A 13,499-nucleotide genomic window follows, 5' to 3' on the forward strand; every position below is an offset into this window, starting at 1 on the left:
CAATGAATACAGGCTTTAATTAATAGGCAAGTTCGTAGTAAGGACTTTAGTCGTTAATTTTCTAAGCACTAAAGTGCTTACTACAAATTTTTCATTACTAACAGGACTTACGCAACTGGCATATTATTTTCAGTTCGTAGTATTCGCGCAGCGTCTCGTTCGCGTTAGCGTCTCCGAAAGAGAAGAGAGGGCTAAAGTCTTCAAAATAAGGGCTAGAGCCGCTTACTACAAACTACAAATCCGATTTTTTTATGACACTTGCGTAAGTCCTAACTAACTTAGACATTGTAATAGTACAGTACCGCGTAAATAAACATACCATTGCAAATGGCGCAAGAGCTTGGAATACAATTATGCGTGACTTTTCACTTGTGCCTTGCGGTACTAAGATACTTTGCGACTTTTCAAACATCCTCTTAATGGCAAAATATTTTCAGTCATTTAATTCCAGCAATTCTTTTGTTTTCAAATCAGCCGCGACAGGTTGAGAACATGCAATCTGAGGAGAGATGGAGCAAATCGCCTCTGTGGTTGTTTCAAAACAATTTGATAACCCAATTGTATTTAACAATCCTGTACGTTCTAGTAGTTGTTGGACTTCGGGTTGTAAACCTGTGAGAATTAAGCGGCAATTGTGCCGTTCCAAGTCATGATAAATATCTTCTAAGGCTACTAACCCAGTTGTGTCCATATTTGGTACAAACCGCAACCGGAGAATTAAATACTTTACTTCCGGTTCATCGCGGAGGAAAGTAGCAAACCGTTCAGCAGCACCAAAAAATACGGGGCCATCTACCCGATAAACGGCAATTTCTTTACCTAATTCCAGAGGAGTACCAGGGGGAAATACTTCGGTTTCAGGTATTTTGGCTAGGCTCAATTCGCTCATGCGTTTGATGAACAAGGCTCCGGCTGCAATCAATCCCACTTCGACAGCGAGAACTAAGTCAAATAAGATTGTCACTAGCCAGGTGAGAATCATTACAGCAAAGTCTGAGTAGGTAGCACGCATCAATAAACCAATAGCTTCCCACTCAACCATTCGCAGGCTAACCACCATCAAAATCCCAGCAAGTGCCGCTAAAGGAATCTGTGCTGCTAGGGGTGCTAAAGTTAAAACGATGATGGCTAAAACAACACCGTGAATTACGCCAGATAGTCGGGTTTTGCCGCCAGAACGGACATTTACAGCAGTTCGAGCGATCGCACCTGTGGCAGGAATACCACCAAAAAATGGCACAATCATATTAGCCAAACCTTGACCAATTAATTCGCGATCGCTATTATGTTTCTCGCTGACAGTCATACCATCTGCCACTACCGCCGATAGCAACGATTCAATACTTCCCAGTGCAGCTAAAGCCAAAGCCGGGTTAATTAGTTCCCGAATCAGGCTAAAATCATTCCAGTGGGGAATACCTTGAGGCATCGGTAAAGATTGAGGAATCGTGCCAATTGTTGGTACATTCAGATGGAAAGCAGAAGCGATCGCAGTTGCTAACACTAGTCCCACTAAAGAACCTGGTATTGTCGTATTGATCCTTGGCCACAAAAGATTGGTGGCAATTACCACAACTGCCAAAGCAACTGCTGCCCAGTTTAAAGCTTCTACATTAGTTAGACTTTGCCAAAGTCCGGGTAAAAAATGTTCGCTACGTGGTAATTTTAAACCAAAGAAATTATTTAACTGACCACAAAAAATAATCACGGCAATACCATTAGTAAAACCTGCCGTTACCGGATAGGGAATAAATTTGACTAACTGTCCCAGTTTGGCAACCCCCAAGGCAATCTGGATAATCCCAGCCATCACCCCAGCAATCCAAACTTTCTCAAGGCCGTACTTGGCGACAATTCCCACCAAAACTACAGCCATCGCACCTGTTGGCCCTGTAATCTGTACTGAGGAACCACCAAAAATCGCGGCGACAATTCCCGCCACAATCGCGGTGTAAAGTCCCGCCTTTGGTTCCACACCACTAGCCACGGCAAAGGCTAAAGCTAAAGGCAATGCCACCACTGCTGCTGTTAGCCCTCCCGTGAAATCGCCACGCAGCCCACTAAACAAGCTACCCAGCCGCAAAAGCTGTGGTTCTTTGAGGATATTAGATGTTGCCATATCGTCATTTTTAACTCTTATACACAATTTCTGAAGCACACACAAATGTTATTCCATCTTTTTAGTAGATTTCATCAGGGTTATTGAGAATTCCCTGATTGCGTATGGGTTTTGGTTCAAGTTCGCCTATTTGCTGATTAATAAAAGCGCAGGCTTGCTTGACATAATCGATAGAGTGTGTATATGGTATGCGATCGCTACCTAAAGTCTCAGTTACAGAGATAAATTTCTGCTTTAATCCAAACGCACAGCAGCTAGCACCAGTACAGCCCAAAAAGTTGATGTTTTTAAACAAATAAGCCTATTTTTAGTATTCACTTTATAATTTCTATGAGTACAAATTTGGTAAATACTAATGTTGCAATCGATTGAAGGAGTGTATAAAAACGGTAATATACAACTTTCAGAATTACCATCTAATGTGTCAGAAAGCCGTGTTATTGTAACTTTTTTAGAACCAGAAAAATCTCCAATCCAAAAGCAGATAATGCGGTTTGGTATGTTTTCTGGGAAGAAACAATCAACAGAAAACGATTTTAAAATTACTGAATTTAATGGAGATACCGAAGATGGCTTAGACTGGTCATAGGTAATTATGAAGTACGTGATTGATACTCATGCTCTCATCTGGTTTATTGAAGGAAATTCGCGATTAGGTGCGAATGCCAATGCTATTCTTTCTAATCCTGATTCCCAGTTAGTTATACCAGCTACAACATTAGCTGAAGCTGTTTGGATTATTGAGAGAGGAAGAACATCTATCCCTTCTGCCAAGAATTTACTTTCAGTAGTTGAAGCCGATCCGCGTGTGGTAATTTATCCACTTGACAAAGATATAATTAAAATAACTATGAGCTTATCTGCTATTAATGAAATGCACGATAGGCAAATTACTGCGACTGCACTAGTTTTAGCAAGTAAAGGTAATGAAGTACAACTATTAACCTGTGATTCAAATATAACTGCATCAGGATTAGTTTCGATTATTTGGTAATGAGTGCGTAAAATCGTTATGTTTTTAAACGCAAAGGGACGCAGACTAACGCAGAGCTTTGCCTAATTTATTTTGCTACGAATTAATTAAATATTGTACTGAGACTTTCCTGAAGTAGCATTAAAAGGAAAAGTCAAGGCTTAAGTAATTTTTACGAGGACGCAATAGTATTAATTAGTATACTCTCTGGGTAATCAGGCTACTCAGATAAACTTATGGGACTTTACGACCAAAATCAATCATCACAGGATGCCCTACGAAAGTTACGCGAAGGAGCAAGCCACTCTAGAGTAGCCCAAGAAATTGCTCAACGAGACTATGCAAAAGCTCAAGCCGAAGCTGATAAATAGGAACAAGAATATCACCTTGCTGTGCAAGGAGGTAATCAGAATTTAATTAATCAAGCGAAATTCCAAAAGGAACGATATCAAGCAATCGCTAGTAGACTAAAAACCCTGGTAGAGGAGCAACAACCACAAGTAGACGCAATTAAAAGTAGTTTGCAATCTTGGGAGCAAAAGGTTTCAAAAACACAGAATGAAGTATTACGGAGTGAGTCTAACATCGGTGAGGTTTCACCAACATTCATCAGCTTTGAATATAAAGATGTTGATGTATCGATTGATGATGAATTACAGCAACTTAAAGCATTAATGCTACCACCTCAACCTCAAGAGCAAACTCAAGCTAAAAAAGACAGCAAAGTGCTTTTAACAGAGGCTATTCATGAGACAAAAAAAGCTGTCAACAGCGCTGTTGCTAATCAAGAAAGTATTGAGAAAGATTTTGAAAAAGCCCAGAAAGAAATTAAATACTGGAACGAAAAAGTTCAGGACGCTTTGAAAAACAATGATGATGATTTAGCTCTTCAAGCTGTAGTAAATAAAAAAATACAAAATAAAATTGTGCTTGTTCTTCTAACTCAGCTTCAACAGCAGCAAGCAACAGTAACTTTACTCAGACAAAATCTGATGACTCTAGAAAATTTCAAGAAAACATTAGGCAATGACACAGAATTCTAAAACAGGGGCAGCATTCATTGCAGGCGGAACCCTAGCAGGTGCTGGTGTTTCCGCAACTGTAGGCGGGATGGGGCTAGCAGGCGGATTTTGCGCAGTCGGTATTGGTGTAACTCCTGTAGTCGGTGCTGGCGCTGTGGCTGGTGCAGCTGCTTATGGCGCTTTTAAAGCCATAGCAGAAGGAGATGCTGTTGCTTTTGGTGCAATGGGAATTGGTACAGTCGGTGGTGCTAGTGTTTATAGCGTCGTCGGTGGTATGGGTTTAGTCGCACCGAAAGTAGGACTAGCATTTGGTATTGGTGCAGTTCCGATGGCAGGAATCGGTGCAGTAGTGGGACTCGCCGCCTATGGTATTGCCAAACTGTTAGACGAATCGGGAATTAGCGAAACTCCAGCACAGCTTTTTGAGCGGATGGAAGAGAAAGTTTTGCAGATGGGATACTATTCCGAAGCAGTGATGGAATTAGATGCATTTTTATCTGGTGACGATCTCAACCAAAAATTTGCCGTTTTGGAAATGGAAGACGAGTTACAAGCGCTTAAGGCTGAATTCAATAAAAAATCAGAATTTGTTACTCCTAAACCTTCTACTCCCAATATTGAACCAGAAATAATTTCTCTAGAAACCCAGCTACCTGAAACTTGGAGATGTGTACGCACACTCAAGAGTCACTTAGCGGCAGTTAATGCGATCGCAATCAGTCCCGATGGTACTACCTTAATCAGTGGCAGTGATGACAGACAAGTTAATTTGTGGAACTTGAAAACGGGAAAATGGCTTTATACATTCTCTGGACAAGCAGAAGCAGTTTTATCTGTTGCTATCAGCCCTGATGGACAGAAGATTGCAAGTGGTAGTGTGGATCGCAAAATCAGCAGTTGGCAGATAGACACAAAAAAATTTCTCCATACATTCTTTTATTTAAATTCTCCCTACAGTCATAATGGCTTTGTTAACTCGGTAGCATATAGTCCTGATGGGGCAATTATTGTTAGTGGTAGCACTGATAAAACGATTAGAATTTGGGGACGCTACACGGGAACAGTAAAACGCACCTTGAATGGACACTCAGATGCAGTTTTGTCTGTCACCATCAGTCCCGATGGTAAAATCCTTGCAACTGGTAGTGCCGATAAAACTATTAGGCTTTGGGATACCAAAACTTGGGAACAACGCTATATTCTCACTGAACATTTGGGAGCGGTGAATACAGTTGTTATTAGTCATAACAGTCAAACTCTTATTAGTGGTAGCACAGACACCACAATTAAACTGTGGAATCTCCAAACTGGAGAATTACTTTCCACTTTGACTGGACACTCAACAGCGATTTTGTCTGTTGCCATTAGTCCTAATGGAAAAACCCTCGCCAGTGCCAGCCGAGACGGTACAATCAAACTTTGGAACCTCCACACTGGGGAATTACTACAAAATCTTTTTGGGTGTAATCCCGTTGCTTTTAGCCCTGATGGCAAGACACTGGTAAGCGGCGGTAATGGCGGAAGCATCAAGATTTGGAGTCAATTTACTCTCGATGGATTATCTGGGGAATGGTGGGAAGTCTTGGGCGTAAATCAGAGCGATCGCCCCAATGTTGTTAAAATTGCCTACCGTCGATTAGCAAGATTGTATCATCCTGATGTTAATAGTTCTACAATTGCAAAAGCCTCAATGCAAGCAATTAATCGAGCTTATAAAGAATTCCAGCGACAGGTAATATGAAGTTAGCAGTTTATCGATGCTAGTCAAAATATGAATAATATTTGAGGAAATAGTGTTATGTTTCAACATTTAGTAGAGTCGATAAATTTTGAAGAATTTGTCGAATGGAAACCGGAAAACGGCAGATATGAATTACATAAAAGAGTAATAGTTGAAATGCAGCCGACAGGGGAACATGAGTTAGTCAGAGCATTTCTGATTAGAGAACTCAATTTTGAGATTCGCCGGTTTAACCTAGCTTATTCGATTCCGGCTCAAGCATTAATCAAATCTGTCGATAAAAAATCTGGTTATATTCCAGATGTGCTGGTATTTAATATCCCAAACTTAATTAATGAACCACTTTGGAAAAAATCATCAACAGTTACTCAAGCAGCATCAATTTCATTGGTAGTAGAAGTTGTGAGTACAAATTGGCGAGATGATTACTTTCTCAAATTCGCTGAATATGAGGAAATTGGAATTCCAGAATATTGGATTGTTGACTATGCTGCTCTTGGTGGAAAACGGTTTATCGGCAATCCTAAACAACCGACAATATCAGTTTATATATTAGTGGATGGCGAATATCAAGTAACTCAGTTTTGTGGTAATGAGCAAATTCAATCGCCAAGCTTAACAGAGCTGAATCTAACTGCCGAACAAGTGTTTAAGGCTGCTTCGGGAGAACAGTATTAACAATTCAAAATTCAAAATTCAAAATTCAACTCTTTTACTTACGATAAACATTGTACTAATACTTGTTACTTATATAATTGGATACATACTGCGTTCCTTGGAACAGTCTTTGACTCAGCACTCTTCGTTATCTTTGGATAGACTCCTATAAACGCCCCATGTCATCTGTCAGCAGGGTAAGATATTTAACCCTTGAGAAGTATTGACATATTAAAATTTTATAGCCTTCATCTTGCATATTCAGAAAAAACGTTATAAATTATTAGAGAATAGGGCAATAATCTGGCTTCTTAATGTCAAAAACTAATCCTGCTCAAGTAAATATACTGCAACCAGTTTAACTTCACACAACTCCTAAACAGCGCTGAAGATATGTTTTTGTTTGGTAAAGCAAAGATTCTGGACAGACAACGGAACAATAAATAATCTAAAAGTATATCTTATGTGACTGTTTTTAGGAATTATCTTACTAGTTGCGGTGGAAAATAACAACTATAATTCACCAAAATAGTAATAGATGGGAAGCAATTAACTAACAATAAATTTGTATAAATATCAGCAATTTTATTTCTTGTTAGTTGATTATTTTTTGCTCAACTATTTTTGCTATTAAAAGAATCGTTTTTGTTATGCTGAGAATAGCAAAAAGAATAAATGAAGACACATCTACCACAAATTCACAATCCTTATGGAGTTATTCTGGCAATGCACCTAAATGAATTGGAAACTACTGAGAATTTAAAAGAAGTGGAAGAAGCATGGCTAGCACTAGAAAAATCAATTCTCTATTATCAAGGTCGCCCTGTTGGCACAGTAGCGGCTTATGATGCTTCTGTAGAAGCGCTTAATTACGATCAGTGCTTTGTCCGAGATTTTGTTTCTTCAGCTCTAATTTTTCTGATTAAAGGTAGAACCGATATTGTTCGTAATTTCTTAGAAGAAACCTTAAAGTTACAGCCTAAAGAAAAGGCATTGGATGCCTATAAGCCAGGACGCGGATTAATACCAGCTAGCTTTAAAGTGGTATCAGACAATGGGCAAGAATATTTAGAAGCAGACTTTGGCGAACATGCGATCGCTAGAGTTACACCTGTAGATTCTTGCTTATGGTGGATTATTTTATTGCGCGCTTATATAGTCGCCACAGAAGATTTTTCTCTCGCCTATCAACCTGAATTCCAAAATGGAATCAGGTTAATTATGGAAATCTGCTTGGCAAATCGTTTTGATATGTACCCAACGCTGTTGGTTCCAGATGGCGCTTGTATGATTGACCGTCGTATGGGCATTTATGGGCATCCTTTAGAATTACAAGTCCTCTTTTACACGGCATTGCGTGCATCTCGCGAACTGCTAATTTGTCAAGGTAATTCTGATATTGTTGAAGCCATTGATAACCGTTTGCCTCTTTTATGCGCTCATATTCGCCAGCATTATTGGATAGATATTAATCGTCTGAATGCAATTTATCGCTTCAAAAGTGAAGAATATGGCAAGGCTGCTGTTAATCTGTTCAACATATATGTAGATTCCGTTCCCTATTATGAATTAGATAAGTGGCTACCAAAAAAAGGTGGTTATTTAGCAGGTAATGTTGGCCCGTCGCAGCTAGATACTCGCTTCTTTTCACTCGGAAACTTAATGGCAATCATTTCCGACTTAGCCACCGAAGAACAGTCACAAGCGATTATGACTCTTATTGAGGAACGATGGGATGATTTGGTGGGAGATATGCCAATGAAAATTTGTTTCCCAGCTTTGGAACATGAAGAATACAGAATTGTGACTGGATGTGACCCCAAAAATATACCTTGGTCGTATCATAATGCTGGTAGTTGGCCTGTTTTAATGTGGATGTTGGCGGCGGCGGCTGTGAAAACTAATAGAACAAATCTCGCACAAAAGGCGATTCAAACTGCCCAAGGACGCCTTAGTACAGATGAATGGCCAGAGTATTATGATGGAAAAAAAGGGCGACTGATTGGCAAACAAGCTAGAAAATATCAAACTTGGACAATCACTGGGTTCTTATTAGCAAAAGAACTCGTGGCAGACCCCACTTCTTTACCATTAATCAGCTTTGGAAAATTACCAGCAGAACAGGTTTCTAGAGCGTGTGAGTTAGAAATTGCCACTGTAGACCCATATATGCAATAATTCGTAATTTATAATTCGTAATTCGTCATTAAAAGACAGTTCTAGACAGAAATTTAGACCCGAATAAAAGTAAGACCACCTATAAACAAGGGGGAATTCAACTCGACAATTACGAATTACGAATTACGAATTAGTAAAGAGTTGGGAGTTAGAATACAAAAGCCTCCTGACTCCCGAATCGTGTTTTCATGACAAACGCCCGTCAATTAGCTTTTATCGCCCTGCGAGATGTTCATAAGGGGGCTTATGCTGATGTTGCCCTAGATAGAGTGCTGCAAAAAGTTAATTTGCCTGATTGCGATCGCCGCTTAGTGACAGAATTGGTTTATGGGAGCGTCAGAAGGCAACGCACCCTCGATACTCTCATCGATCAATTCGCCAAAAAGAAATCTCATCAACAACCACAAGACCTCCGCACTATCTTACATCTGGGCTTCTACCAGCTGCGTTATCAAGAGCGTATTCCCGCCTCAGCTGCTGTTAATACCACAGTCCAACTCGCTAAAGAAAACGGTTTTGCTGGACTGGCGGGTTTTGTTAACGGTTTATTACGACAATACATCCGCCTTGCAGAGAAGATAAAGGGCGATCCGTTACAACTTCCAGAATCACCAAATCTGGAAACCTCACTTCCATTCCTCTCCCCTACAAAGGGAGAGGCTTTGAATTCTCCCCCAACCCTTGTAGGGTTGGGGGCTGGGGGGTTAGGTTTCGCGCTAACTTTTCCAAATGATGTGAAAAATCAGGTGGAACGCTTGGGCATTTTACACAGCTTTCCTGATTGGATTGTTCAAGTTTGGTTAGAACAACTGGGTTTGACTGAGACAGAACAATTGTGTGAATGGATGAACCAATCACCAACCATTGACTTACGCATCAACCCACTTCGCACCTCCATTGAGGAAGTTGAGGCGGCTTTGCAATCTGCTGGTGTTTTGGTGAGACGGATTCCTCATTTACCCCAAGCTTTACGATTTATTGGTAATACTGGGTCAATTCAAAAACTACCGGGTTTTAAAGAAGGTTGGTGGACTGTACAAGATGCTAGCGCTCAATTGGTAGGTCATTTGCTCGACCCCCAACCAGGTGAGGTGGTAATTGATGCCTGTGCTGCACCAGGGGGGAAAACAACCCACATTGCGGAATTAATGGCAGATGACGGTAAAATTTGGGCTTGCGATCGCACTCCGTCTCGTCTTCGCAAACTCCAAGAAAATTCTCAACGGCTAAATTTACAATCTATTCAAATTTACACTGGCGACAGTCGCCACTTCAAGCAATTTCAAAATACCGCAGACCGTGTATTACTTGATGCTCCATGTTCTGGTTTGGGAACTATGCACCGTCATGCTGATGCGCGTTGGCGACAGACACCAGAATCCGTCCGAGAACTTTCGGTACTGCAACGAGAATTATTGACACATACCTCAACTTTTGTCAAACCTGGTGGTGTACTAGTTTATGCCACCTGTACATTGCATCCAGTTGAAAATGAACAAGTAGTTTCGGCGTTTTTAGCTGATTCACCTCAGTGGCAAATTGAGTCTCCTATTGGCGTTGAGTTACCTGATTCTACCGATAGTGCGCCTGAAGGTTGGTTTAAACTTTGGCCCCATCGACAGGATATGGATGGTTTTTTTATGGTGCGCTTAAGAAAAACCAATAATTCCGAGTGAATACTGTTTGGGATTGTACGATTTGGTGGAGGCCTGAATCTACCAGAGGAGGCAGCAATGGTTTCCCCTTCCAATGTGAAAAACTTAGTTAAAATCCTGATTGGAGCAGCCTGGATCGATGGCAGAATCCAGCCAGAAGAACGGCAATATCTCCGCGAAATAGCTCAAGCAAAAGGTTTAGCTAACGACCCAGAAATTAAGCCTTGGCTGTACGAATTAGTTCCTGTGCAGCCAAAAGAATGTTACGACTGGGTGCGGGAGTATCTAGGCGATCGCCCCAGTCTTGAAGATTGCGAAAATCTGATTGAAGCCATCAGTGGTTTAATTTATAGCGATGGTGAAGTTGCTGTCGAAGAAGCCAGACTCCTGACGCAATTGCAGGATATGGCGAAGCCGAATGAGTCAAATCAACCAGCTCACACTGCGCTTCTCAAACAAATTCAAAAGCTTTACCGCCGTTGGGTTGAAGTCCAAAACTAACATGGAACTATGAGTTGATCCAAGAGGAGGCGGTGAATTATCTCATATCATGTCCGCTTGATTGCTTATTAAACCCGAAGAACCCCACCCCCGCCAAAGTTATGCTTTGTCTCCCCTCCCCGCTTGCGGGGAGGGGTTGGGGGTGGGGTGTAATGACTGTGGTTAGCATAACTAATTATGCGGACATGATATCACTGCCTTTTTGTGTCTCTTTATCCCCATACCCCGCGATAAATCAAGACGCGATAAATCAAGACGCGATAAATCGCGTCTCTACATGAGGGTTTTGGGTTATCTGAACTGTATTGGCTTAAATCCACGTTTTTGAAGATGCTACTTTTAGACATTCTTTAAGAAACTGCTGGGGAATTTCTCTACTTTCTCCCCAATGCTGATGAATATAAGAAGCATGAATATTTGCAGGTAAACCCCATCCTTCGCATCCCATATTTTCGTCACAATCGTAGCGAGAGGTTTCAAATAGGGGTTGAGTCGGAGTTAAGGTTAAATGGGAACGATGAAACTCATGTCCGTAAACAGTTGTATTTGCCTTAACTAACAAATTATCTTGCAAAGCGACAGCACGACGATAACCCAAAGTTAAACGTCCACCCATCACAGCAGATGTTGGTAATACTCCCGCCATTGACCAAGATTTACCTTCAAAATCGATAATTTGCTCGCACAAATACATTAATCCTCCGCATTCGGCAACTGTAGGCATTCCTTGAAGTATTGCCGTTTTCACTGCATGACGAACGCTAGAATTTTCTGCAAGTTGCTGGGCAAAAACTTCTGGGAAACCACCGCCAAAATACATTCCCTGAATATCTTTTGGTATACCAGCATCTTCTAAGGGACTCCAGAAAACCAATTCTGCACCAAGCTGTTGCAGCAAATCGAGATTGTCCTGGTAGTAAAAATTAAATGCGCGATCGCGGGCTACTGCAATCCTAACTGGGAATGAGGGAGATAAGGAGGATGAAGCAGAAAAAGAAAGGGGTTCTGATTTTAACAAAGGTAATAAACGTTGCCAATCGAAGCAACTATCTCCTAAATCGGCGAGGCGATCGATTAAAGCATTGAGTTCGGGAAGTTCGGCTGTGGGTACTAAACCCAAGTGGCGATCGGGAATTGTAATGTTATCTTGACGCCGCATGACGCCGAGAATGGGTAATTGTAAGGGTTCTAGGGAATCTTTCAAGAGAGAGAGATGGCGATCGCTCCCGACGCGATTTAATACTACTCCAGCTATTTTAATTCGGGGATCAAAAGATCGATAGCCGTGAGCGATCGCAGCTACAGAACCAGATAAACGGCTGCAATCAATCACCAATATCACAGGCAAATCTAAAAGCCGTGCAATGTGTGCCGTACTTGCAAAATCAGTAATTTGTCCTTTGTCATTTGTCCTTTGTCCTTCGTTATTTGCAAATGACAAATGACTAGTGACTAATGACGAAATCCCATCAAACAACCCCATCACCCCTTCCACGAGGGTATATTCACTCAGTTGACTATGACGGGCAAAACATTGCTGAACGTAGGCTTCGGAAGTCAATACTGGGTCTAAATTGCGACAAGCACGACCAGTTACGTGTTGATGAAACATCGGATCGATGTAGTCTGGCCCTACCTTAAAAGATTGCACCAAGCGATCGCGACGGCGTAAAGATGCTAAAAGGGTGAGCGTGACTGTTGTCTTACCCACCCCACTACGTTCCCCGGCAATGACTAAAGCCATAAATGAAACAAATTAGGTTTTTATGCAGCAACTATTTTGATTATTGGCTGTGCGTCCATCGTCGCTTTATGCAAAAGCAGATGTACCAGTTTATCAAACCAATTAACTCAAACTTATACCAATTAGAAACCAGAAAACTACCCAATTAGGGGAGTTAGGTTGAAAACGTCTGTTTAATAATACAGTTGGAGATTAGCCGAGATCGGATAATAATCAGCTACCAAAAGAGGAAAGTTTATGATCGTAGTGCATCATCTTAACAACTCGCGATCGCAGCGGGTGCTGTGGCTGCTTGAAGAATTAGGTATCGAATACGAGATCGAGTTCTATGAACGCGATGCCAAGACGATGATGGCACCGGAGTCGCTGCGCCAAGTCCATCCTCTCGGAAAGTCACCAGTAATCACAGATGCAGACTTGGCGATCGCTGAGTCGGGTGCAATTATCGAATACCTAGTCGAGCGCTATGGTAATGGTCGGTTAGTCCCAGCATCCGGTACGCCGGAGCATCTGCGCTACAAGTATTGGCTGCATTACGCCGAAGGTTCGGCAATGCCACTGTTGGTGATGCGGCTGGTATTGAACAATTTCGGGGCAGGCGACAGCAGCGTGGTTAGCGGATTCGTCGCGCCCCAGATCAAACTTCACTTTGACTACATAGAAGACGAACTCCGTAAAAATACGTGGTTTGTAGGCAATGAATTTACCGCCGCCGATATCCAAATGAGCTTTCCCCTAGAAGTAATCGCTGCACTCCCCGAAGAAGTTGAGAACCGACCAAAGCTGAAAGAATTTGTCGAGCGCATTCATGAACGACCTGCTTACAAACGCGCCCTGGAGCGTGGAGGTAAATACGAGGTATCTTTTCAATAGACTTCTTGCATGAATCGATGAGCTTTCACCCCAAAT

The 13,499-nt window shown here is 41.6% G+C and carries 13 protein-coding genes; 10 read left to right on the forward strand and 3 right to left on the reverse strand.

Annotation, left to right across the window (positions count from 1 at the left end; genetic code table 11):
* Positions 1-433: 433 nt before the first annotated feature.
* Together RMZ42_RS29750 and RMZ42_RS29755 are read right to left on the reverse strand one after the other, a co-directional pair.
* Positions 434-2,119: a SulP family inorganic anion transporter gene (locus RMZ42_RS29750; protein WP_322674801.1), complete on the reverse strand. Its 1,686-nt coding sequence runs from the start codon at positions 2,117-2,119 to the stop codon at positions 434-436.
* 61 nt (positions 2,120-2,180) lie between these two features.
* On the reverse strand, positions 2,181-2,414 hold the full coding sequence (locus RMZ42_RS29755; RefSeq protein ID WP_322674802.1) for a hypothetical protein: 234 nt from the start codon (positions 2,412-2,414) through the stop codon (positions 2,181-2,183).
* Between the two features lie 60 nt (positions 2,415-2,474).
* Between RMZ42_RS29755 and RMZ42_RS29760 the strand changes: the two genes are divergently transcribed.
* From RMZ42_RS29760 to RMZ42_RS29800, 9 genes are all read left to right on the forward strand, one after another.
* Positions 2,475-2,708 (forward strand): hypothetical protein, encoded by a 234-nt coding sequence (locus RMZ42_RS29760; RefSeq protein WP_322674803.1) that lies wholly within the window; start codon positions 2,475-2,477, stop codon positions 2,706-2,708.
* A gap of 6 nt (positions 2,709-2,714) precedes the next feature.
* Positions 2,715-3,113, forward strand: a complete 399-nt coding sequence (locus RMZ42_RS29765; protein ID WP_322674804.1) for a type II toxin-antitoxin system VapC family toxin — start codon at positions 2,715-2,717, stop codon at positions 3,111-3,113.
* 215 nt (positions 3,114-3,328) lie between these two features.
* Complete coding sequence (locus RMZ42_RS29770; protein WP_322674805.1) at positions 3,329-3,463, forward strand: hypothetical protein; 135 nt, start codon at positions 3,329-3,331, stop codon at positions 3,461-3,463.
* Positions 3,464-3,613: 150 nt separating this feature from the next.
* Positions 3,614-4,135 (forward strand): PspA/IM30 family protein, encoded by a 522-nt coding sequence (locus RMZ42_RS29775; RefSeq protein WP_322674806.1) that lies wholly within the window; start codon positions 3,614-3,616, stop codon positions 4,133-4,135.
* Entirely contained in the window at positions 4,119-5,855 is a 1,737-nt protein-coding gene (locus tag RMZ42_RS29780; protein WP_322674807.1) for a DnaJ domain-containing protein, read from the forward strand. Before RMZ42_RS29775 ends, RMZ42_RS29780 begins: the two co-directional genes overlap by 17 nt.
* A 57-nt stretch (positions 5,856-5,912) precedes the next feature.
* Positions 5,913-6,533: a Uma2 family endonuclease gene (locus RMZ42_RS29785; RefSeq protein ID WP_322674808.1), complete on the forward strand. Its 621-nt coding sequence runs from the start codon at positions 5,913-5,915 to the stop codon at positions 6,531-6,533.
* 705 nt (positions 6,534-7,238) lie between these two features.
* The gene (locus tag RMZ42_RS29790) at positions 7,239-8,690 is read left to right on the forward strand and encodes a glycoside hydrolase 100 family protein (RefSeq protein ID WP_322674822.1); all 1,452 of its coding nucleotides are present in this window, start codon (positions 7,239-7,241) and stop codon (positions 8,688-8,690) included.
* A 188-nt stretch (positions 8,691-8,878) separates the two neighbouring features.
* Positions 8,879-10,366 carry a 16S rRNA (cytosine(967)-C(5))-methyltransferase gene (locus RMZ42_RS29795; RefSeq protein ID WP_322674809.1) on the forward strand — a complete coding sequence of 496 codons (1,488 nt, stop codon included), beginning with the start codon at positions 8,879-8,881 and terminating at the stop codon, positions 10,364-10,366.
* Positions 10,367-10,423: 57 nt separating this feature from the next.
* Entirely contained in the window at positions 10,424-10,846 is a 423-nt protein-coding gene (locus RMZ42_RS29800; protein WP_194043291.1) for a TerB family tellurite resistance protein, read from the forward strand.
* 310 nt (positions 10,847-11,156) lie between these two features.
* Here RMZ42_RS29800 and RMZ42_RS29805 read toward each other — a convergent pair whose 3' ends face one another.
* Positions 11,157-12,590: a cobyrinate a,c-diamide synthase gene (locus RMZ42_RS29805; protein ID WP_322674810.1), complete on the reverse strand. Its 1,434-nt coding sequence runs from the start codon at positions 12,588-12,590 to the stop codon at positions 11,157-11,159.
* A gap of 237 nt (positions 12,591-12,827) precedes the next feature.
* Between RMZ42_RS29805 and RMZ42_RS29810 the strand changes: the two genes are divergently transcribed.
* Complete coding sequence (locus RMZ42_RS29810; protein WP_322674811.1) at positions 12,828-13,463, forward strand: glutathione S-transferase; 636 nt, start codon at positions 12,828-12,830, stop codon at positions 13,461-13,463.
* Positions 13,464-13,499: the final 36 nt, after the last annotated feature.

Source organism: Nostoc sp. DedQUE05 (assembly GCF_034530955.1).
GTDB lineage: Bacteria > Cyanobacteriota > Cyanobacteriia > Cyanobacteriales > Nostocaceae > Nostoc.